Source organism: Maricaulis sp. (genome assembly GCF_048269565.1).
Lineage (GTDB): Bacteria > Pseudomonadota > Alphaproteobacteria > Caulobacterales > Maricaulaceae > Maricaulis.
On sequence record NZ_JBLXIK010000007.1, the window covers coordinates 15,373 to 37,410 of the forward strand.

19 protein-coding genes are annotated in these 22,038 nt (G+C 61.8%); 11 read left to right on the forward strand and 8 right to left on the reverse strand.

Annotated elements, in window-relative coordinates; translation table 11 throughout:
* The first annotated feature begins 116 nt into the window (after positions 1-116).
* The gene (locus ACN0YL_RS12355) at positions 117-1,835 is read left to right on the forward strand and encodes a spinster family MFS transporter (protein ID WP_417498194.1); all 1,719 of its coding nucleotides are present in this window, start codon (positions 117-119) and stop codon (positions 1,833-1,835) included.
* Complete coding sequence (locus ACN0YL_RS12360) at positions 1,835-2,704, forward strand: alpha/beta fold hydrolase (protein WP_417490927.1); 870 nt, start codon at positions 1,835-1,837, stop codon at positions 2,702-2,704. Before ACN0YL_RS12355 ends, ACN0YL_RS12360 begins: the two co-directional genes overlap by 1 nt.
* Here the strand turns inward: ACN0YL_RS12360 and ACN0YL_RS12365 are convergent.
* Together ACN0YL_RS12365 and kdsB are read right to left on the reverse strand one after the other, a co-directional pair.
* Entirely contained in the window at positions 2,701-3,327 is a 627-nt protein-coding gene (locus ACN0YL_RS12365) for a histidine phosphatase family protein (RefSeq protein ID WP_417498195.1), read from the reverse strand. The two genes, ACN0YL_RS12360 and ACN0YL_RS12365, sit on opposite strands and share 4 nt — an antisense overlap.
* Positions 3,324-4,106 carry a 3-deoxy-manno-octulosonate cytidylyltransferase gene (gene kdsB / locus ACN0YL_RS12370; protein ID WP_417498196.1) on the reverse strand — a complete coding sequence of 261 codons (783 nt, stop codon included), beginning with the start codon at positions 4,104-4,106 and terminating at the stop codon, positions 3,324-3,326. Before kdsB ends, ACN0YL_RS12365 begins: the two co-directional genes overlap by 4 nt.
* Before the next feature lie 170 nt (positions 4,107-4,276).
* Between kdsB and ACN0YL_RS12375 the strand changes: the two genes are divergently transcribed.
* The 5 genes from ACN0YL_RS12375 (at position 4,277) to argC (ending at position 8,949) form a co-directional block, all read left to right on the forward strand.
* Entirely contained in the window at positions 4,277-4,633 is a 357-nt protein-coding gene (locus tag ACN0YL_RS12375; RefSeq protein ID WP_417490930.1) for a hypothetical protein, read from the forward strand.
* Between the two features lie 154 nt (positions 4,634-4,787).
* A complete protein-coding gene (locus ACN0YL_RS12380; RefSeq protein ID WP_417490931.1) occupies positions 4,788-5,117 on the forward strand; it encodes a hypothetical protein in 330 nt (109 codons plus the stop codon).
* A 570-nt stretch (positions 5,118-5,687) separates the two neighbouring features.
* Positions 5,688-6,698 (forward strand): N-acetylornithine carbamoyltransferase, encoded by a 1,011-nt coding sequence (locus ACN0YL_RS12385; protein ID WP_417490932.1) that lies wholly within the window; start codon positions 5,688-5,690, stop codon positions 6,696-6,698.
* Complete coding sequence (locus tag ACN0YL_RS12390; RefSeq protein ID WP_417498197.1) at positions 6,695-8,023, forward strand: acetylglutamate kinase; 1,329 nt, start codon at positions 6,695-6,697, stop codon at positions 8,021-8,023. The genes ACN0YL_RS12385 and ACN0YL_RS12390 overlap by 4 nt, the downstream gene beginning before the upstream one ends.
* Positions 8,020-8,949, forward strand: coding sequence for an N-acetyl-gamma-glutamyl-phosphate reductase (gene argC, locus ACN0YL_RS12395; RefSeq protein WP_417498198.1), 930 nt, complete (start codon positions 8,020-8,022; stop codon positions 8,947-8,949). Before ACN0YL_RS12390 ends, argC begins: the two co-directional genes overlap by 4 nt.
* 15 nt (positions 8,950-8,964) lie before the next feature.
* On the opposite strand, the gene ACN0YL_RS12400 is transcribed toward argC, so the two are convergent.
* Positions 8,965-10,515 carry an ArnT family glycosyltransferase gene (locus ACN0YL_RS12400; protein ID WP_417498199.1) on the reverse strand — a complete coding sequence of 517 codons (1,551 nt, stop codon included), beginning with the start codon at positions 10,513-10,515 and terminating at the stop codon, positions 8,965-8,967.
* A gap of 334 nt (positions 10,516-10,849) precedes the next feature.
* Between ACN0YL_RS12400 and ACN0YL_RS12405 the strand changes: the two genes are divergently transcribed.
* The 3 genes from ACN0YL_RS12405 to aguB all read left to right on the forward strand — a co-directional run bounded on the left by ACN0YL_RS12405 (position 10,850) and on the right by aguB (position 16,069).
* Positions 10,850-14,044 carry a TonB-dependent receptor gene (locus ACN0YL_RS12405; RefSeq protein ID WP_417498200.1) on the forward strand — a complete coding sequence of 1,065 codons (3,195 nt, stop codon included), beginning with the start codon at positions 10,850-10,852 and terminating at the stop codon, positions 14,042-14,044.
* Positions 14,045-14,184: 140 nt separating this feature from the next.
* Positions 14,185-15,201, forward strand: coding sequence for an agmatine deiminase family protein (locus ACN0YL_RS12410; RefSeq protein WP_417498201.1), 1,017 nt, complete (start codon positions 14,185-14,187; stop codon positions 15,199-15,201).
* Positions 15,202-15,205: 4 nt separating this feature from the next.
* A complete protein-coding gene (gene aguB / locus ACN0YL_RS12415; RefSeq protein WP_417490938.1) occupies positions 15,206-16,069 on the forward strand; it encodes an N-carbamoylputrescine amidase in 864 nt (287 codons plus the stop codon).
* On the opposite strand, the gene ACN0YL_RS12420 is transcribed toward aguB, so the two are convergent.
* The 3 genes from ACN0YL_RS12420 to ACN0YL_RS12430 form a co-directional block, all read right to left on the reverse strand.
* Positions 16,030-16,254 (reverse strand): hypothetical protein, encoded by a 225-nt coding sequence (locus ACN0YL_RS12420; RefSeq protein WP_417490939.1) that lies wholly within the window; start codon positions 16,252-16,254, stop codon positions 16,030-16,032. The two genes, aguB and ACN0YL_RS12420, sit on opposite strands and share 40 nt — an antisense overlap.
* 84 nt (positions 16,255-16,338) lie before the next feature.
* Complete coding sequence (locus tag ACN0YL_RS12425) at positions 16,339-16,980, reverse strand: MarC family protein (protein WP_417468477.1); 642 nt, start codon at positions 16,978-16,980, stop codon at positions 16,339-16,341.
* Between the two features lie 165 nt (positions 16,981-17,145).
* A complete protein-coding gene (locus ACN0YL_RS12430; protein WP_417498202.1) occupies positions 17,146-17,598 on the reverse strand; it encodes a hypothetical protein in 453 nt (150 codons plus the stop codon).
* A gap of 1,290 nt (positions 17,599-18,888) precedes the next feature.
* Between ACN0YL_RS12430 and ACN0YL_RS12435 the strand changes: the two genes are divergently transcribed.
* On the forward strand, positions 18,889-19,983 hold the full coding sequence (locus ACN0YL_RS12435; RefSeq protein WP_417498203.1) for an ImmA/IrrE family metallo-endopeptidase: 1,095 nt from the start codon (positions 18,889-18,891) through the stop codon (positions 19,981-19,983).
* On the opposite strand, the gene ACN0YL_RS12440 is transcribed toward ACN0YL_RS12435, so the two are convergent.
* Together ACN0YL_RS12440 and ACN0YL_RS12445 are read right to left on the reverse strand one after the other, a co-directional pair.
* Positions 19,980-20,906 carry a hypothetical protein gene (locus tag ACN0YL_RS12440; protein WP_417498204.1) on the reverse strand — a complete coding sequence of 309 codons (927 nt, stop codon included), beginning with the start codon at positions 20,904-20,906 and terminating at the stop codon, positions 19,980-19,982. The two genes, ACN0YL_RS12435 and ACN0YL_RS12440, sit on opposite strands and share 4 nt — an antisense overlap.
* Positions 20,896-21,927, reverse strand: coding sequence for a thymidylate synthase (locus tag ACN0YL_RS12445; protein WP_417498205.1), 1,032 nt, complete (start codon positions 21,925-21,927; stop codon positions 20,896-20,898). Before ACN0YL_RS12445 ends, ACN0YL_RS12440 begins: the two co-directional genes overlap by 11 nt.
* Positions 21,928-22,038 lie beyond the last annotated feature (111 nt).

The following is a 22,038-nucleotide window of genomic DNA, read 5'->3' on the forward strand; positions in this document are numbered from 1 at the left end:
AGCTTGCAGAGGTTTGAGGGAATTGGGGTTTGACCAAACATGAATGACGGTTCAGGTTTGGTCCAAGCAAGACTGCCGGCGTCAATGAATGACCGGCCCATGTCAGGGGAGAGACAATGACGGATCGTCCAACCGAGTCGAAGACGGCTCAATTGCCGAGCGCGAGCTACAGCAAATTGGTGATGCTGCTCTTGTTTCTCGTCTACGCCTTCAATTTTCTCGATCGACAGATCATCTCGATTCTCGCCATTCCCATCAAGGAAGAGCTCGGTCTGAGCGACGAACAGCTCGGCCTGCTGGGCGGCATCGCCTTCGCGCTGCTTTATTCCACCTTGGGCGTTCCGATCGCCTGGTTCGCCGACCGCTTCAACCGGACCTGGATCATGACCGGTTCGCTTCTGATCTGGAGCGGCTTTACGGCGCTGAGCGGGCTCGCAACCAATTTCATGCAGCTTTTCCTGGCCCGTGTCGGTGTCGGTATCGGTGAGGCCGGCGGTGTGGCCCCGGCCTATACGATCATTGCCGACTATCATCCGCCGGAGAAACGCGCGCGGGCTTTGGCGATTTACTCGCTCGGCATTCCGGTCGGCAGTGCCTTCGGTGTTATCGCCGGCTCGCAGATCGCGGGCGGTGGAATTTCCGATTCGCTCGACTGGCGTTCAGCCTTCATCATTGTCGGACTCGCCGGAGTGTTCCTGGCGCCTCTCTTCAAGCTCCTCGTGCGTGAACCGCGGCGCGGCCAGTTCGATGGCGTGCAGGCGACCCGCCCGACGGCGTTCGAGACCGAGGCTGCCTATCCGCCAGCCAAGGCCCGCATCCTGTCGATCGCCGGTGCTGTGCTGTTCGCGCTTCCAAGCTTGCTGGCGATCTTCAGCATCATGGTGTTCCACGCCGGCGCCTCACAATCGATCGGTCTGTTGCTGATTGCCGCGGCAGTCGGTGCGGTTTGCGGGTGGCTGGCCGGACAATGGGTGAGCCGCCGCGGCCACTGGACGGTGCTGGCGCTCGGCAGCTCGGTGCTGATGCTGATCCCCGGACTGGTCGCCTGGGGCGTGCCGGTGGCGCTGGATGGCGAAAGCTTCGGTATGGGTGCGACCGCCTGGCTGATCGGCCGCGCCGTCGCCGGTGCGCTGATCGGCGTCTTCTTCGTCTTCTTCCGCGAATTCATGAATCTGGCGCTGGAAAAGCCAAGCTTCTGGCTGATGATCATGGGCGCCTCGGCCTCCTCGATGATGGGCTATGGCGTCTTCTTCTGGCTGCCATCCTTCTTCGCCCGCAGCTTCCAGCTTTCGCTCACCGAAACCGGCTGGTTGTTCGGTGGCGTCCTGTTCTTCGCCGGCAGCCTGGGTATCTTCCTCGGCGGTGTGATGGGCGACTGGATGGGCAAGCGCAAACGCTCCGCCTTCGCGACCGTGCCGGCGATTGCCTTCCTGGTTTCGGCACCGCTGTATTGGGCGGGCATCATGTCACCCTCGGCCATGATCGCGGTCATCGTGCTCTTCGTGCCGACGGCCCTTGGTCTTGCCTGGCTCGGCCCGGTGCTGTCAGCCTTCCAGCACCTCTTCCCGCCACATCTTCGCACCAGCGGTTCCTCGGTCTTCCTGTTGATCAACAATCTGTTGGGCATTGGCGGCGGCGTCTATGTGCTCGGCCGTCTGTCGACCCTGCTAGAGCCGACCTATGGCGAGGGCTCGCTGCGGATTTCGATCCTGATCGGCTCCTGCCTCTATCTCGTCGCGGCCCTGTTCATGTTCTGGGCTGCGCGGCATCTGGCCCGCGACTGGGTCGAGCATGTTGCGCATGATGATTCGAATCGAGCAGCAGAGCCGGCCTGATGTCACAGGGATATAGCGATCATTTCTTCGCCACCGCCGACGGGCCGGAATTGCATTATCGCGATTATCCGGCGGTCGGCGAGGTCCGCGGCGTGCCGGTGCTGTGCCTGCACGGGCTGACCCGCAATGTGCGGGATTTCGAGGATCTGGCGCCACGCCTTGCGGCGCTGGGGCGGCGTGTGATCGTTGCCTCGCAGCGCGGGCGTGGCCGGTCCGACCTGGACCCTCAGCCCGAACGCTACCAGCCGCTGACCTATGCGCTCGACATGATCGGCCTGCTCGACGCCCTGGCCATCGAACGCGCCGTGTTTGTCGGCACCTCGATGGGCGGGCTGATGATGATGATCATGGCCGGACAGCAACCGCACCGGTTCGCAGCCGCCGTGTTCAATGATATCGGCCCGGAAATCGCCAGTGTCGGGCTGGACCGGATCAAGGCCAATGTCTCGAGCCGCGACCCTGTCACCGGCTGGGAGGCTGCTGCCGCACGGTCGCGCGAGGCCAACCTCGCCGCCTTTCCCGAGCGGGCCGATGACCAGGCCTTCTGGCTGGATTTTGCCCACAAGACCTGGGTCGAGACCGGGGACGGGCAGATCGCCCTCGCCTATGACGGGGCGATTGTCGACCAGATCGACAGCAGCGCCGTTCCGCCGGATCTGTGGCCCTTCTGGGCACCGTTCAAGACGATCCCGACCCTTCTGGTCCGAGGCGGTATCAGCGATCTGCTGGCGCCGGAAACGGTGGCGGAAATGAAGCGGCTGAAGCCTGACCTCGAATTCGTCGAAGTCCCCGATGTCGGCCACGCGCCCTTCATGACCGAGCCGGAAGCCTGGGCCGCGATCGAGCGCTTCGTGCAGCAGGCAGACTAGCCAAACACCGTCTTCAGCCTGTCCGCTTCCGGCGTTTCGTTCCAGAACAGGCGCTGGCCGGCTTCGAGATCAACTGCACAGATATTGCCGGTCTTGACCTTGGCGTCGTGATCGGCGCCGCCGAGCACGCCGTGCATATAGCGCAGCACGCCATTGGAGGTGATGACCAGCGCGAAGCGGCGGCTCTGTGCCGCGTCCTGCATCACGGCGAGCGCATTGGCGCGCAGCGTCGCTTCGTCAGGCGTCCAGTCGACGCCTTCGGGGCGGCGATGCTCTTCATTCCAGGTGCGGTGCGCGTCGGCGCCGAATTCGGCGATGATCTCGTCGCAGGACTTGCCGCCCCAGGAGCCGTAATCAATCTCGCGCAGGCGTTCATCGATCTCGATCTTGCCGTGAAAGCCCGACAGCACCGCCACCAGTTCCGCCGCGCGGCGGGTGCGCTGCAGCGGGCCGGTGATGATACGCTCCGGGGTCAGCTGCGCCTCGCGCAGGGCATTGCCGAGTGCGGCGGCCTGTTCCTCGCCCCTGGGGACGAGCGGCAGGTCTTCCTTCGCGCCGACCCAGACGACCTTATCGCCGGGGCCGAATGTATTGCCGTGACGGGCAAGCAGGACCCGGCTCATGGCACCAGCTCGCCTTCGCGGGCGATGATGCCCTCGACCACGGGCACATCCTCGGGCGCATCGACTGACCAGGCGGAACGGCCGCGATAATCGGTCGGCACGATGCGGATCGGGATACCGTTTTCCAGGGCGCGCAATTGTTCCAGGCTTTCGGCCTTTTCCAGCGGCGAAGGTTCGAGCGCGACGATGCGTTCCAGCGTGTCGCGGCGATAGCCATACAGGCCGATATGCTGCCAGGTCGGGGTGCCGGCCTCGGGGTGGCGCTGAAACGGGATGACGCCCTTGGAGAAGTACAGCGCATCCATCGCCCGGTTGAAGACGACCGTGGTGCCGCCGACAATCCCCTTGGCCTTCATCTCGCGCATGCGGGTGGCGGTGTCCTCCGGCATTTTCACAGCCGGGGTGGCCATGGCGAGGCCGGAATCGGCGCGCATGGCAGTGGCGACGTCACCGATCACCCAGGGCGGGATCAGGGCGGCATCGCCCTGGACATTGATGATGATTTCGTCGTCACTGCCAAGCCGTTTGACGGCGTCGAGGGCGCGCTCGGTGCCGTTGCGGCAGGCCGGATCGGTCATCACGGCCTCGCCGCCAAACCCGCGCACGGCAGCGACAATGCGCTCGTCATCGGTTGCGACCACGACGCGATCAACGCCCGGCGCCGCGCTGGCCGAGCGCCAGACGCGTTCGATCATCATGCGTCCGGCAATCTTTTCGAGCGGCTTGCCCGGAAAGCGGCCGGAGGCGTAGCGGGCAGGAATGATGGCGATGACGGACATGGGGCAACCCTTTCAGTTCGGATTGCTTGTTTCACAGGCCCCGTCTGATTTCCAGTCCTTCTGCCGGACCCGCGCGGATGGCGGCAATATTGTCTCTGGCGCCCGTCCGTGCGATCCTCAGATGATGGGCCGTCACACCTTTGCGGACAAAGCTGCCCGGAGCCTATGCCATGCTGGAGACAAGCCGACTTGCCGCCTTGGCTGCAGCCTTGCTGCTCAGCCCCGCCGCCGAGGGCCAGGCTGCGAGTGATCAAGTGCTGTCGCCCGCCGAGGCCGCTTCAGACCAGGCCGCCGAGCTCTTGTATCTGGAGACGCTGCGCCAGGCTGCCAATGCGCCGCGCCTTGATCCTGAGTCCGATAGCGAAGACACGATCATCGTCGAGGCGCAGGGCCCGGGGGCAGTGGTGTGTAGCTGGCGAGCCCGTAATGGCAGCAATTTTCGCGAACGCCGTTGCAAGTCACGCTTTCAGGCCGAGCGGGAACGGCAACAGGCTGTCTACACCCTGAGACGGATCCGCGGCTTCTAGGCCTGTCCTCAGCCAGCGCCCGGGATGCCGGTGTTGAAGGCCGGGCCTCGGATCCTGGATTGCATTTTTCGGCCCTGCACGACATAATCCAGACGCTCCCTAACCGCATCTTCTATGCATTGCGGCTGGATTGAGAGCGTCGAGGGAGAAAGGCATGAAACGATTTGTAGTCGCAGGCCTTGCCGCTGCCGGCCTGGCCTTTACCGCGGGCGCAGCGAGCGCCCAGGACCAGACCGACCCGGCGGCCGCCCCGGCCGACATCGCGATGAGCCAGAACGAGCCGGCCGTCGCCGAATCCGAGCCTGTCGAGACCCAGGTCGCCGAGGAAGCCGAAGAAGAAGTCGTCTGCCATTGGCGCCGCCAGACGGGCAGCAATTTCCGCGAACGGATTTGCATGACGCGGCGGCAGACAGAGCAGGCCGAGGAGGCTGCGGAGCGGTCGCTCCGACGGATGCGCCGGGGTCAGGCCTTTTCGCCGAACTAGACCGGACTTTGGCCGGTCGCTCCGGTCTTTGATCAAGAATTCAGGCACCGGAGGCAATTCCACCGATCGGCGCGGACGGGCTGTGCCATGGGTGCCAGGCGTTCCTGCACCTCCGGTGGCGCAGGCCAAACCTGCCCAAGTCCGGTCATGACTGAGGTGGGGCCTCGGGCCGCGGGAATCCCTTGTTAGACTGCCAGTGTTGGACGAGCGGCGCAGTGGCCATTCGTTTCAAATCGCGTCTCGGAGGGCCGTATGCTGAAACTGGTCACCACGCTCATGCTTGCTGTCTGCTTGCGCGACCACCGCCAAAACAACCGCGACTGACGGGCAGGAATCGGACGATTCAAGCCAGCGCATGGTGCGGCGTTGCGAGACCGTGAGCGATATGGGCTCGAACCGGCCACGCCGCGTTTGCGAGATGGTTCCTGCCGGCAGCTGAGATCTTCGGGGCGGAGCTACGCGAATTGGCGTGAATTCGCCAACCGTGTAGTGATATATGGACATCAAAGGCACCCGGTCTTATGGCCGGGTGTCTGTCTTTTTCCGCCAGTTTGAGATTTCGAGACTTCCATGCGCCATTTTCTATCGACCGCCGACTGGACCCGCCCCGAACTTCAGGGGCTGCTTGATCGCGCTGCCGCGTTCAAGTCCGGTACGGTCAGCCGTGCGCTTGAAGGCAAGTCGATCGCCCTGCTGTTCTTCAACCCGTCGCTGCGCACGCGGACATCCTTCGATATCGGCGCCACGAAAATGGGAGGCCACGCCATCGTGCTCGACGCCAAGGGCGCGACCTGGCCGCTGGAATTCGCCGATGGTGCTGTAATGGACGGCACCGCAGAGGAGCATGTGCGCGAGGCGGCGCGGGTGTTGTCGAGCTATGTCGACCTGATCGCGATTCGCTGTTTCCCCGAGTTCAAGGACTGGGCGGCCGAGCGCGAGGATCCGATGATCTCCGCCTTCGCGAAGCACTCCACCGTGCCTGTGATCAATATGGAAACCATCGTCCATCCCTGCCAGGAACTGGCGATGATGCTGGCACTGCAGGAGCGGATCGGCGCGGTGCAGGACAAGACCTTCCTTTTGACCTGGGTGCCGCACCCCAAACCGCTCAACACCGCCGTTGCCAATTCGGCCCTGCTGATGGCGGCCAAGTTCGGCATGAATGTACGCCTGTTGGTGCCCGATGAGCGCTATCGCCTTGATGAGCGCTATATGGGCGCGGCCGAACGCTTCACCGCCGAGGGCGGCGGCTCTGTCACCATGACGACCGATGTCGAGGTCGCCTATGCCGGCGCCGATGCCGTCTATGCCAAGAGCTGGGGCGCGCTGCCCTTTTATGGCCATTGGGACGACGAAGCGCCCTTCCGCGCCAAGGGCAAGGATTTCATGATCACGCCGGAAAAGATGGCGCTGACCAATAATGCCACCGTCAGCCACTGCCTGCCGATGCGCCGCAATGTGAAGATCGCCGATGCCGTCGTCGACAGCCCCGCCTTTCTCGGCATCGAGGAGGCGGCCAACCGCCTGCCGGTGCAGCAGGCCGTGATGGAAGCGCTCGCCAGCCAGGGAGCGGTCAAGTGACGTCGCAGCTCCCGGGCGTCCGCCCGACCATTGTCCGGCTGCTGTCGCATATGCGCGACGGCAAGGAGATCCGCGAATACCTGCAACGCTTTTCCGGTGTCGATCAGGAACGCTTTGCCGTCATCAAGGTTGGTGGCGCGGTGATCCAGGAGGACCTCGAGGGCCTGTCGACGGCATTGGCCTTCCTGCAATCGGTCGGCCTGTCACCGGTCGTGGTGCATGGCGGCGGTCCACAGCTGGATGCGGCGCTGTCTGAAGCGGGTATCGGGACCGAGCGTATCAATGGGCTGCGGGTCACCCGCGAGAACGCCATTCCGATCATTCGCGACACGCTGACCCAGGCCAATCTGCAGCTGGTCGACGCCATCCGCGAAGCGGGCGGGCGTGCCGCCGCGGTGCCGCGCGGTGTGTTCGAGGCCGAACTGATCGATGAGGACCAGCTCGGCCGCGTCGGCGAGCCGACAAAGATCCATCTCGAACTGGTCGCCGCTGCGGCCCGCGCCGGGCAGGCCGCCATCCTTGGCTGCCTCGGCGAGACGAGTGATGGCCGCCTGGTCAATATCAATGCCGACAGCGCCGTGCGGGCGCTGGTGCACGCGCTGCAGCCTTACAAGGTCGTCTTCCTGACCGGCACGGGCGGTCTGCTCGACGAATGGGGTGATGTCCTCTCCTCGATCAATCTGGCGACCGACTATGCCGACCTGATCCAGGCCGACTGGGTCAATGGCGGCATGCGGTTGAAGCTGGAAGAGATCAAGCGCCTGCTCGATGATCTGCCGCTGTCGAGCTCGGTCTCGATCACCAGCCCGGCGGAACTGGCGCGCGAGCTCTTCACCCACGCCGGCGCCGGCACACTGATCCGGCGCGGCGAGACCATTCTCGCCACCGGTTCCAAGGCCGATCTCGATCTCGAACGTCTCGATGCGCTGGTGACCAAGGCCTTTGGCCGCCGGCCGGTTGCCGGCTATTGGGACGCGCTTGAACTTGACCAGGCGTTCGTCACCGACAGCTATCGCGCCGCGGCGATCACAACCCGGCTGGATGACTGGGTCTATCTCGACAAATTTGCCGTGCTCGATGATGCGCGCGGTGAGGGCTTGGGCCGCACAGTCTGGAACCGGCTGGTCGAGTATGCGCCGCGGCTGATCTGGCGCTCGCGGACCTCCAATCCGGTCAATGGCTTCTATTTTGACGAATGCGACGGCGCGATCCGGCGCGAGGAATGGACCGTGTTCTGGCGCGGCGAGGATATCCGCCCGGCCGATATTGACGGCGTCGTCACCCGCATTTTTGGCCTGACGCCAACCCTGGAGCCGCTGTCATGACGCGGACGGTCGGTCTGGTCGGTGCGCGCGGCCATACCGGGCGCGAATTGCTGCGCCTGATCGCGGCGCGCAGCGATCTCGATCTCGCCTTTGCCAGCTCGCGTGAACTGGCGGGGCAGCCGGTCAATGAGCTGGCACCGGAAATCGCGCCGGGACTGATGTTCGAGGCGCTGCCAGCTGACGCTGTGGCCGCACGCCAGGTCGATGCCGTCATTCTCGCGCTGCCCAATGGCGCCTCGGCCCCGTTTGTCGCCGCCATCAATGCGGTCAGCCCGCAAACCGTGATCGTCGACCTGTCGGCAGACTATCGCTTCGACGAGAGCTGGACCTATGGCCTGCCAGAGATTTATGGCCGCGAGGCCCTGCGCCGCACGACGCGGATCGCCAATCCGGGATGTTATGCGACCGCGGGGCAGTTGGCGATCGCGCCCTTGCGTGACCGGCTGGCGTCCGATCCGCATGTCTTTGGTGTCTCCGGCTATTCCGGCGCCGGGACCACGCCCTCGCGCAAGAATGATCCCGATGCCCTGCACGACAATCTCATGCCCTATGCCCTGACCGGGCATTTGCACGAACAGGAAATGGCGCGTCATCTCGGCTGTGAGGTCCGCTTCACACCGCATGTCGCCGCCTTCTTCCGCGGTATTCTCGCCACGGTGCACATCGCCCTGGACGCGCCGGTGACGCATCAGGCGCTGATCGCGCTCTATGAGGATGCCTATCGCGGCGAGCCGCTGGTGCGGGTGACGACCGACATGCCGGAAATTCGCGACGGTGCCGGCGATCCCGGCGCAGTGATTGGCGGATTTGGCCTCAGCACTGACGGCTGCCATGTCGTCGTGGTGTGCGCCCTCGACAATCTGCTCAAGGGCGCAGCGGTGCAGGCGCTGCAGAATCTGTGTCTGGCCCTGGATCTGCCTGAGTAGACGCTAGCGGGATAACTAGCCGGTCTGTTCGTCTTCGCCGCTATCGAGCCAGCGCGCCTCATAGGCATCATCGCGTTCGACGCGATGATAGCCCTGCGCCCGCCACAGCGTGAATTCACGCGTCTTGTCGCCATCGAGCGCGATGGAGAGGCTGCCGGCGGGCTCGAACAGATCGAAGTCCTCGCGCATCTTCTCCACTTCAAGCGGCCGGTGCGAGACAATCAGGACCGGCGCGGCATAGCCGTCAGCGAGCGGCCATTCCTGTTCGGCATGATTGACCGGTCCGGCATAGCGCAACCACATCTGCAGCGGCCGGTCGCCAGTGCTGCCATAGCGCTGCATCTGGTGGAAGATATTGCGATCGTCAAACACGATGGCGCTGTAATCGCCGGCCAGGCCGGCCTCGCTGATCGCGGCGGTGGTCTGGTCCCAGGCGCGGATGCGCTTGGTGCTGTTTTCCAGCCCGAAGCTCTCCACCAGGGACGGGTTGACCACCACAATGGAGATGAACAGGCCCAGCGCGGTGTGAAAGGCGATGGAGCCGTACAGCACGCCGCGGCGCCAGGCCGGTCCGCGCAGCAGGAAGGCCGCCACCAGCAATGCCGAGGCGACATAGGCGACGGCGGCCCAGTTGGCATGGGCGCGACTGATGAAGGCCTCGACACAGACCGTCAGCAGGATCGGCAGGATGAAGGCGGCCAGCAGGCGTGAAACCGCCGGGGCCTGGCGGAAATGCCAGACGATCCCGCCCAGCACGACCACCAGAACCGGGAACAGGGCGGGGCCGAAAATGCCCAGCTGGCCAGCCAGGAATTCGAGCAATTCACCGGGATGACCCAGCTCGCCGCCCCAGTTGGCATTGGCGGCTGTATGGCTGACCGTCGCAAAGTCATGGGCCGCATTCCACAGGATATTGGGGGTCAGCAGCGCCAGGGCGATCAGCAGGGCGAGGGCGCCGCGAAGATTGAGCAGGGCGGTGCGTGTCGGCGCATCGACCACCAGCGCAATGCCGAGGCCGAGCCCGAAATAGATCATCGCGTACTTGGACAGGAAGCCGAGCCCGATCGCCAGGCCGAGCCCGGCCGCGCTGGCCCAGCCACCGCCGCTGCGCAGGCGGACCAGGGCGTAAAGCGCACCCGACCAGGCGCACATGACCGGCACGTCGGTCGAGATCACGGCGCCGGAGATCCACATCGACGGGATCGTCAGATAGATCAGCGCCGCCCAGAATCCGGTGCGCGCATCCCAGAGCTGCCGGCCGCTGAGGAAGAGGAAGCTGGCGGTGATGGTGTGCAAGAGCGGCGAGGCGAGCCGGACGCTGAAATCGCTGTCGCCGAACAGGGTCGTCATCAGGTGGATCAGCCAGGCGATCATCGGCGGCTTGGAGAAATAGCCCCAGTCGAGCTGTCGCGACCAGACCCAGTATTGGGATTCGTCGGCATAAAGCTCGATCGGGTTCAGGGCGAGCGCCACGATGCGCGCGAATCCGATGCCGAGAATCAGCGCTGCCGCCGCCGTCTCCCAGGACCACGCCGAATGCGTGCGGTCAGTTTTCTCTACAACCATGGCGGGTTTCTCGGCCTCAAAAAAGTGTAGCATTTTCGCCGCAGGCTATGCCCTTTCCACTTCGGCCCGTAAAGGGGGCTGTGGACAAGGATTGGGGGCGCGACGGCACTCCGCCCCCCGTATCTTGAGTAATTGCTGCACTGCACACACATATCTTGCGCTCTTTCGCGAATTCCCGACGCATCGGAGCCCGCCGGCCTCTCCGGCACTGTCGCAAAACCTTCGCGTAGCTGTCTTGGATTCTTCGAACGCCCGGCGTACGAGGCGCTTGCTTCGTTGGGGGACCCAGTCCCCTGTCCGGTCGATCCTAGGGGGACACCTCCAAATGACATTCATGAAAAAGCTTTCGCTTAGCGCGGCGACTATCGCCCTGCTGGCTGCCGCGCCTGCCGCGGTTTATGCGCAGGAAACTTCTTCCTCGCTGCGTGGTTCTGTGACCGATGGCGCCGGAAACGCGCTGTCCGGTGCCAACGTCACCATCCTGCACACGCCAAGCGGCTCGGTCTCGAGAACCTCGACTGGCGCCAATGGCGGCTTCTCGTCCGCAGGTCTGCGCGTCGGTGGTCCTTACAATGTGACCGTCACCGCCGACGGCTTCCAGCCACGCCGCGTTGAAGGCGTCTTCCTCGCCCTCGGCGAGAGCATGTCGCTCAACCTCGAAATGACTGCAGCTTCCGGCTCCAGCGACATCGTCGTTGTCACCGCCTCTGCCATCCAGACGATGAACACCGCCGTCGGTCCGAACTCGACCTTCAGCCTTGCTGATCTTCAGGAAACGCCTGCAATCAATCGCGCACTCGCCGATGTCGTCCGCCAAGACCCACGCGTCTATATCGATGAATCGTTCAACGACTCGATCCAGTGCGCCGGTGCCAACCCTCGCTACAACAGCCTGACGGTTGATGGCCTCGGCCTCAATGACGGTTTCGGTCTGAACTCGAACGGTTACCCGACCCAGCGCATGCCATTCTCCTACGACGCGATCGAACAGGTCTCCGTCGAGCTGGCTCCGTTTGACGTCGAATACGGTGGCTTCACCGCCTGTAACATCAATGCCGTCACCAAATCCGGCACCAATGAATTCCACGGCGGCGTCTTCTACGACTACACCGCCGATGGCCTTCAGGGTCACTCGCTGGAAGGTTCGAACTTCACCATTCCGGAATACGACCAGAAGCGTTACGGCGTCACCTTCGGTGGCCCGATCATCCAGGACCGTCTGTTCTTCTTCGCCGCTTATGAGCGCTTTGAAGGCATCGACATTTTCGACCGTGGTCCAGATGGCTCCGGCGCCCCGACCGAAGTCGCTGGCTTCACCCAGGCCGATTACGACGAAATCCTCGACATCGCCCAGAACGTCTATGGTTACAATCCAGGCGGCGTCCCGGGCAATGCTCCTGTCATCGACGAAAGCATCCTCGTTCGCGTCGACTGGAACATCAATGACGACCATCGTTTCGCCCTGACCTACAACCAGTCGGAAGGTGCCAACCGCACCGAGTCTGACGGCGACAACAATGAGTTCGAATACGAGAACCACCTCTATAACCGTGGTTCCGACCTGACCGCCTACACCGCCCAGCTGTTCTCCAACTGGACGGACAACTTCTCCACCGAGCTGCGTGCGTCCTACCAGGAAGTCGATTTCACCCAGGCGTCGATCAACGGCACCGACTTCGGTGAAGTCCAGATCCGCGTCGGCGGCAACACCGTCTATCTCGGTGCCGATGACTCGCGTCAGTCGAACGCCCTGAACTACTCGACCACGACCCTGAAGGGTGTTGGTCACTACCAGTGGAACGACCACTACTTCACCTTCGGCGCCGAGCGTCTGAACTACGACATCTTCAACCTCTTCGTTCAGCACACAGAGGGCGAGTGGCGTTTCAACAACATCACTGATTTCCGCAATGGCGATGTTGCCCGCATCTATTACGGCAATGCCCGTGGCACCAATAATCCTGCCGATGCCGGTGCAACCTTCACCTACGACATCAATACGGTCTACGCGCAGGACGAATGGTCCGGCCCGAACGGTCTGACCCTGATCGCCGGTCTGCGTTACGACTGGTACACCACCGATGATGTGCCGAACGAAAACGCCAACTTCATCGCCCGGAACGGCTATTCCAATGCCGACTCCCTCGATGGTCGCGGCCTCGTTCAGCCACGCTTCGCCTTCACCTGGGATGCCCGCAGCGACCTGACGGTTCGCGGTGGCTTCGGTCTCTACTCCGGTGGCAACCCGAACGTCTGGGTTTCCAACAACTTCTCGAATGACGGCCTGACCGCCATTCAGCTGACCGATTACGGTCCGCAAAACCTGCTCACCGGTACGGAAACCTATGTCGAAGACGAAGGCGGCCTTGGCCGCCCGATCTACGGCGTTCCGCAGAGCATGTATGACAGCGTCGCCAGCGGTGCTGCCAACTCCAGCGTCAATGCCATCGACCCGGATTTCGAAATTCCGGCCGAATGGAAAGCGGCCCTGGGCTTCACCTATGATGGCGCCCTGCCATTCCTCGGTGAAGGCTATACGGTCATGGGTGACCTGCTGTACTCGCAAAGCCGCGACGCAGCCGGCATCGTTGATGCGACGCTCGAGCAGGTTGATACGGCACCGGACGGTCGCCCGATCTATCGCTCGATCGACCGCAGCGACCCGGATTGTGTGGTTCCGACCGCAGCCGCTTGTTCCAACCGGATCTTCAACCAGGACTTCATCCTGACCAACTTCGATGGTGGCGAATCCCTCGTCCTGTCGCTGGCCGTCAGCCGTGAATATGATGACCTGGGCCTGAGCTGGACGGCAGCCTATGCCTACACCCAGTCGGAAGATGCCAACCCGATGACCTCTTCGGTGGCCTTCTCCAACTATGCCGGCGTTGCTGTCTCGGATCCGAACAATCCAACCGCCGCGACGTCCAACTACGAGATCCCGCACCGCTTTACCGGTCGTGTCTCTTGGGAGCATGACTTCTTCGACGATCTGACCACCCGGGCGACCCTGTTCGGCCAGGTCAGCCAGTCGCGTGGTTACTCCTTCGCGTTCGACAATGATGATGGCGACATGTTCGGTGACATCATTGACCGTCGTCACCTGCTCTACGTGCCGACTGATGCCAGCGATCCGCGGGTCCGGTTTGCGCCTGGCTTCGATACGGCAGCCTTCTTTGCCTATACCGACGCTCAGGGCCTGGCCCGTGGTGCGATCGACGAGCGCAACTCGCATGAGGGTTCCTGGTGGACCAAGATGGATCTGCGCCTCGAGCAGGAATTCCCTGCCTTCGCGCCGGGTCATCGCGCCGCCGGTTACCTCGTGATCGAAAATCTCGGCAACTTCATCAATGATGAATGGGGCATCCTGACCCAGGCCAGCTATCCGCAAATCCGCAGCATCGTTGATGCGGAATACGATGCCGGCACGAACCAGTATGTCTTCGAGAGCTTCAACCCGCTGACTGCCGAATCCCGCGTCTCCAGCGCGTCGACCTGGCAGGTTCTGTTCGGTGTGAAGTACGACTTCTAAGCACTGGCATAGCATGCGAATACCAAGTGGAAGGGCGGCCCTCGGGTCGCCCTTCTTTTTTGCGCGGGAGCCTTGCTTTTTTGCGCTCGCCACCTGGTCAAACGCGTGATAGAGGCGCGCTTCATGTTAGAGGCGCCCTGATGAGCAACCCCACCATTTCCCACGAATCGCAGATCCCCGATCAGGTCGTCACATGCTGGCCGGCCGAGGCCAGCATCTGGCTTGAAAACCTTGCCCCCGCCCGGGTCGAGTTTGCCGCCTTTCTGACGGCTCTGACCGAGCCCGCACCCGGTGGCCAACCCTTGCCGCTGACGGTGCTCGTCTCGAATGACGAAACCGAAGCCTCGGCCCGCGCGGCCATGGGCGACAGGGCCGTCCTGGTGCGCCAGAATTACGGCGATGTCTGGACCCGCGACACCGCCCCGGTCTTCCTGCGCCGTGATGGCGAGCTGGTGGCGGCGCGCTTTCCCTTCAATGGCTGGGGCGGCAAGTTCCAGATTCCCGGTGACCAGACCGTCGGCACCGCGATTGCCCGCATGGTCGGTGCCCGCATCATCGACGTCGCGATGATCGCCGAAGGCGGCGCGCTCGAATTCGATGGCGAAGGCACGGTGATCACCACCCGCGATGTCCTGCTCAACAAGAACCGCAATGGCGATCTGACCGAAGCCGTTGTCGATGAGCGCCTCAAGGCCGCGCTCGGCGTGGAGACGGTATTGTGGCTCGACAAGGGGCTGGTCGGCGATCACACCGATGGCCATGTCGACAATATCGCCCGCTTCGTGCGTCCTGGCGAAGTCGTGTGCATGGCGCCCTGGGGCGAGGATGACCCGCAGGCGCAAATGCTCGAGACGATCGCGGCCGAACTCGCCGCGATGACCGATGCGCGTGGCCGCAAGCTGAAGGTCCACCGCATTCCCTCGCCCGGCCGCGTCGTCAGCAAGGCCGGCGATGTGCTGCCGGCGAGCTATATGAACTGGGTGATCGGGCCGCGGAATCTCGTCGTCCCGACCTATGGCACGTCCAGCGAAGCCGCCGCGCTCGATGCACTGCGGGCCTTGTTTACGGGCCATGAGGTTGTCGGCTGCCGCTCGAGCGCTATTCTGAGCGGCGGCGGTGCCTTCCATTGCGTCACGACCCACATTCCCAAGGCCTGAGCCCATGAGCAATACAATCACCATCGCCGGACTGCAGACCGGGTTCGGCGACGACATGGCCGGCAATATCAAACGCGTCTCGGCGATGATCCGGCAGGCTGCGGCTGATGGCGCCCAGGTCGTGCTGCCGCCTGAACTCTTCCAGGGGCCGTATTTCTGCAAGACCCAGAACGAGGCCAATTTCGCCCGTGCTTACCCGGCGATGGAGCATCCCTGTGTCATCGCCATGAGCGAACTGGCGGCCGAGCTGGGTGTCGTCATCCCGGTCTCGATCTATGAGCGCGACGGCCAGGCCTATTACAACTCACTGGTGATGATCGATGCCGATGGCCGCAGCCTGGGCGTCTATCGCAAGAGCCATATTCCTGACGGTCCCGGCTATCAGGAGAAGTATTATTTCCGCCCGGGCAATACCGGTTTCAAGGTCTGGGACACGCGTTTCGGCCGCATCGGTGTCGGCATCTGCTGGGACCAGTGGTTCCCCGAAGCCGCCCGCGCCATGGCGCTGCTGGGGGCGGAAGTGCTGATGTATCCGACCGCGATCGGCTCGGAGCCGCATGATGACAGCCTCGACACCTCGGCGCGCTGGCAGCGGGCGATGCAGGGCCATGCGGTGGCGAATGTGATGCCGGTGCTGGCCGCCAACCGGATCGGCAATGAGGATGGCCAGGTCTTCTATGGCTCCTCCTTCGTCTGTGATCATAGCGGCGAGAAGGTCTCCGAGCTCTCCAAGAGCGAGGAAGGCATTGTCTCCGGCACATTCGATCGCGACTTCCTGCGAACGCACCGCGCCGCCTGGGGCGTGTTCCGTGACCGGCGTCCGGATCTTTACGAGCCGTTCTTCAAACCGCTGTCGAGCAAGTCCTGAATCTGCGACTGCGCGCGTGATTGCGACGGGATGACAATCGCGAAGGCGATTGCGATCGCGATGGCCGGCCAGCCGAAGGCTATGGCCTGATCGGTCTGTCCTTGCGCGAAACTATAGGCGGCGGCGGTCAGCCCGATTGCGGTCAGCAGGGCTGCGGCGACTGTCATGGCGAGACGAAACCCCATCCAATTCTCCATCACCTGCGGGTCTCTTTGACGGACCCTTGGGCGATGAGACTGGCAGGTTTTGCCTAATTTTTCGTTGCCCGATCAGCCGGCCATGAAGGCACCGTGGATGCCGTCGAAGATGAACTGGGTCGCCAAGGCGGCCAGGATAACGCCGAGAATCCGCGTCACCATCGCCGCCATCGAGGCCCCGACGAATTTCATCACCGGTCCGATCACCAGAAAAACCAGCAAACAGATCAACAGGTTGATTCCGACGCCGGCGAAGACGACGGCCTGGTGCGCCAGGGTGGGGGCTTCGGACATGAACAGCATGATCGTCGCGATCGCGCCGGGCCCGGCCAGCATCGGGATCGCCATCGGGAAGACGGAAATATCGTCCCAGATCTCCGGATGGGTCTCGTGTTCCTCGGTCAGCTTTTCCGCCCGTTCCTCGCGGCGTTCGGTGCGTTTCTCGAAGATCATTTCCAGCGCCATCAGGAAGAGCAGCACGCCGCCGGCGGTGCGAAAGGCGTCGAGGCTGATATGCATCGCATCGAGCAGGAGCCGTCCGCCCAGCGCGAAGGCGAGCAGGACACCGGTGGCAATGATGATCGACTTGTACGCCATCGCGCGCTGGTGCGCCTTGGGCGAGCCATCGGTCAGCGCGAAGAAGATCGGCGCCACGCCGGGCGGATCGATGGCGACGAAGAAGGTGACGAGGGCGGAGAGAAAGAGTTCGGTCATGACGGTGATTCCTGTTCTGGCCCCCGCTTAGCGGCGCAGGGGCCGGGCGTCACGGTTTTTCTTGTGCATGGGTGTGCAGGTTGGTCATGCAGAAACGCGGGGCTCGCTCCGGCCCGCCCTGTGCCCCCTCCCGCTCCCCCACGTCACTGTGCCCCGGTCTCCGCCTCAACCGGGTTCTTCCCAGCCCTCCGGCATGGTCTCGCCGGCCAGCTCCCAGCTCTCGGCCCAGCGCGGTTCGGGCAGGGGCTGGCCGGCGGCGCGGGCGGCGCGCAGGGCGGCGGCGTCGTCCTCGATCTGCCGGTTGATTTCAATCCCCTCCAGCCCGAGCCCGGCCGCTGCGTATGCGGCAGCCCGGGCCCGGCGCCGGGCCATCTCGCTATCCGCGTCCAGTTTCAGGCGTTCGCGCGACAGCGCCATTTCGGCCCGCGTCTGGGCGAAGAAATCGCGGGCAAGGCCCAGCAATTGCCGCGCCGCGCGGCCATCGCCCTCGCGCATCGCCCCGGCTGCCGCGGCGAGGGCGATATGGCCGGTCTGCCCCGGGTCGGGCGGTGCGTTGTCAGGGCGGTGGTTTGTGCGGTGGTGGATGGTGCGATGTGTGGGTTGCGAGCGACGGCTCATGGTGTGTCTCCTTGTCTGTGTGGCGCTGGCCGGCAGGCCGATAAGCGCCACGGTGTCGCCACCTGGCGGGATGAGGAGTGCGGGGTGCCGGCCGGGGCCGGTCGGGATAGTCTATGTGAGTGGCACCGGAGGCACCCCGCACACGGAGATTTGCTCGGACGCCTTGCGGCCCCCGTCTCGAAACCGGAGTGGAGTAAACGGTCGAGCTTTGTGCCGCCTTCCTCTCCAGTGGCCACGCCGGGGTTCGTGCTGCGGTCAACCAGCCAACCCGGACGAGCTCCGTACTCCCTGTGCCCCCGGATAACCGGTCCGGGCCTCGAGTGGCTCAGGGACGGGCAGAGTGTGCGCGCGGTAGCGGGGGGCGGGGATAAGTTTTTTGTTGGCCGAGGGCGCACGCTTCTTCCCCGCAAGCGGGGAAGTGGCCGCGGCGGAGCCGGGGCCGATGGGGCGGCGAAGCCGAAAACATCAGTCGCGCGCGACACTTGCGGCGCTTGTCGCGCCGCCCCTCCGTCTCGCCGCTGACGCGGCGATCCACCTCCCCATAAAGGGGGAGGAAAGCGTGGCGCCTGGCTGCGAGGGCGGGGATAAGCGGGTAAAAAAAAACGGCGCACCGCGCGCCCGCCAACCCATTCACCCCTTGCCGAGATGACGCCGTATCCGGGTTTTCAGGTCAAGGGCGCCAAAGGCGCCGCTGCGCGGTTCCACCCTTGACCTGAAAACCCGGATACGGCCTGCTGGGTGGTGTGGGGTGAAGCGCGAGATGAATCCGGTAGTCCGAGAGTTTGCGCCCTGCCCAAAATCGGTTCATTAGTCATAGGAGTGCATGAACATGCCTGGGTTGGCTTCGAGGCCCGACATTGTTCTTGGATCGGTTGGCCAAAGCGTTGGCTCACAGGACTGAAGCATAAAGTCTGATGAGTACGTGCGGGGCGATAGTACTCTGGCTTTGTCGTTCATGTGTTTGGGCGGCGATTCGGCGGAACGGAGGTTTTTTGATAATCTCTTACAATTCAGGGACATTGCAGGAGATTTGCTTTATCAGCGCCACAGCCGAAAATCGTCTAGGGGACGCGGCGGCCAAATCTTTGCAGGCCCGGCACGCGGACCTGCTTGCAGCGAAAAATGTATTTGATCTGCCGGTTGGGAAGATCTTCTTCGACGGTGCTCAGTGCACGCTCGCCCTTGGTGATCTCCTGTCAATTAATATGGTGCCTAACTACCCCGCGGTAGGGGAGGGGGCAGACTACGACTGGGCTACCGTGGGGAGAGTGAAAATTATGGGGATCAATGGTGTCGAATAACACATCAACATCGCAATCAGCGCCCAATTGGGTCTCGCCTCCGGGGCATACGATTGTAAGCATTCTTGAGGAGCGCGAACTCACGGTTGAGGACTTTGCTCGGGAGATCGGCCGCACTGCAGCTGCGGCGCAGAAGATCGTAGACGGCGTCCAAGCGATTGATGTCGATCTCGCTCAGCGGCTTGCCGACACGCTTGGTGCTTCACCAAGTTTCTGGATTGCACGGGAGCACGACTATCGTGGAAGCATCGCTGCGCCAGAAGGATTGAAAATATCCAATTTACAGGACTTCGTCTCCCGATTGCCAATGCGGGATATGCAAAGGTTTGGCTGGGTCGCAACTGCGCGTTCGAATGAAGAAAAAATAGCTGAAACTTTGGCGTTCTTCGGTGTTTCTTCGTTGGCGCAGTGGCAGGGGCGATATGAAGGGGCGTTCGAAACTGCGGCTTATCGCAAGTCTGCTGCGCATTCATCCTGTCCAGCTGCTACAACAGCGTGGCTACGACAAGGAGAAATCGAGACGGCAGACGACCCTGTGGCGGTCTGGTCAAGCAAAATCCTGAGCGACCAATTGCCCAAGCTGCGGCGACTTACGTGGCAAAAGCGCCCGTTGGTCTTTCTCCCGAAATTGAAGGCCTTGCTAGCAGAAGCGGGCGTGAAAATCGCGGTCGTTAGAGCGCCAAAAGGATGTTCGGCAAGCGGGGCTGTAAGAGTGCTCGAAGGGGGCGTTCCACATATTCAAATGAGCTTCCGATACCTATCGGATGACCATTTTTGGTTCACGCTATTTCATGAGATAGGGCATTTGCTGCTCCATTACTCATCGATGCCCATATTGGAATTGAACGAGTCGCAAATCAATTCGATTGAAAACGAGGCCAATGAATTTGCATCGTCGACGATAGTGCCGCTAGAGCATCGAGAAGAAATGCTGAATTTGGGGGGATCCCGCTTTCCTATCGTCGACTTTGCGAAAAAAATTGGAATTGCTCCTGGGCTTGTCGTTGGGCAGCTCCAGCATCTTGGCATCATTCGCTACAATCAGATGCAGCATCTAAAGCGTCGATTCCGTTGGTCAGATTAGCCGCGGAAATATTTGTATACGGTTGGGCTTTTTTGCCAGTTGCATAAAGAGTCCTCGATGACTTGTGGGCTAACACGAAGGTGTTCGGCCAGCGCGGTACAAGCCCTGTCTAGGTAAGCTAGAGTCAGGTGATTGCCGAACAGCAGCCTCGCACCATCGGAAGGGCCGGTTGAACCTTGAATGTATGCCCGGTCCGGGAGGATTGGCGCAATCATCAGATTCGATAGGTTGCACAAGAAGTCGAACTTACCGAGCCTCCCCATTTTGGCGACGGAATCCAAGTCTTTATACAGATACGCGTATACGTCCGTAGGATTCTGCCCCACGGTTTGCTGTGCAGTCCATACTAAGTTCGTATGCGATCCATATTGCGCGATCCATTCAATATATGTTTTGCAGGCGTGCCCTGTGCCTCTCGGCCCAGGTTTCAAAGTTTCGAATTTTCGATGATTGCCAAATCGTCGAGACCGACCGGCACTAGTGATGTGCGGGTATATGCCCGCGATCCATTGTTCTATTGCGTTTGGGTTCGGGCTCGCATTTGCCCAATCCCATATTCCACCTTGTCCGAAGCGCCCATAGAAATCTTCTGTCAGGTTCCAGCCATCGTCCTTGTGCTTGCCAAAGTGGGTTGCCAAGTAAATCAGCCAAAAGGCATCGTCTGATCGCCCTGCCTTGTGCAAGACTGCAGCCCCACCATATGGGTCAAAGGCGCCGGAATAGGGGGTGTGGAGACGCGGTGATTTCGAGCGAACATAAAGTGCGTTTAGAAATTGGATGCGTCGAACGCTATCTACCAGCTGTAATATGAAGACAGTGCGGCGCTCTCCGTCTTGGATTCCGACGAGAGAGTGCGCATCGGTGTCAAATGTAATGAGATTTTCTGTAATTTTGTCAAACAGCTCTTGGTTCTTAATTCTCATTAGCGTCTCCATCGCTCAAATCAAATTCAGTTTGGATAAATGGCATATATTCATCGTTCTTAACGAGAGTGGGTCGACGCAAGAAGAAGTTAGAGTAAAATTGATCGGAAATAGATGCAAAATTAGCCTCGAGGTGATCTGTGCCGCGCCTATATTTTGTATCTGCGTACCGGAGCAATACGAGTGCTAGATCCCGCCAGTAGGAAGGCAATTTAATTTGATTGGAATCTTCTAGATCGCCTACTCGAATTTGTCGCTCTACATCAAGAAACCTCGCAAGGTTTTCGCACTGGCAGCCTGATGGCATCTTTGGCATAGCAAAGGTTGGGTTTTGATATCCTTCATCCAAGTACTTTGATGCTCCCTCAAGATCGTGTTCGTATAGGTGCAAACTGGTGGCGAAATGGTGATATTCGCCGACACCTACACCCAGTGATCGAGCAACAAATTCTTGGATCATTGTGAAGCAGAACACATCGTGCGGAAAGCCAAGGTACGCGTCGTTTGACCGCATCATGGCGATGAGGTGAATGCGCTCACGCCGCCGGATAAACTGGAGTGCAGTGGTGCAAGGCGCTTCTTTCCTTCCAGGCCCAAAGTCGTCTGGCCCAAGAATTGAAATTACAGCCCGTCGCGTATCGGGCCTTTCTGTTAGCCGGCGTATCACTCGATCGATTTGATTGGTCGTGTGGCCGAACTGGCCACTTCCGACCAAGCGAGGTCCATACGCGTCCTCAATTGGCCCGACCGCCCCTTTGGGCGGATAGTGAGGAATATAGAAGCGCACAAACTCCAAATCTGCGCATCCGCTCATATACCAGCAAAACTCGGCTAGAGCGGAGATCAAGCGACCGCGGGTCGCCGTAGCGCTTATTCGTGCTCGGGGATTTTTTAGAACGACGGTCTGGGCAAGTAGATCGAATCCTTTGCCTTTGCCGGCTTCGAACGTGTCCGTGCTTGTTCTAAGCTTCGCATATAGCTTTCGCAGTATACCATCGAGGTACTGATCTTCGATTGTCATTCGTCTATATAGTCATAGGGTTACGCAACCTCCAAGGGTTTTCCGAGGCTCCTGCACGGAGACATCAGCTTGCCCGTGGCGCCGGTGGCATTGCGTTGCGGAAGCGCGATG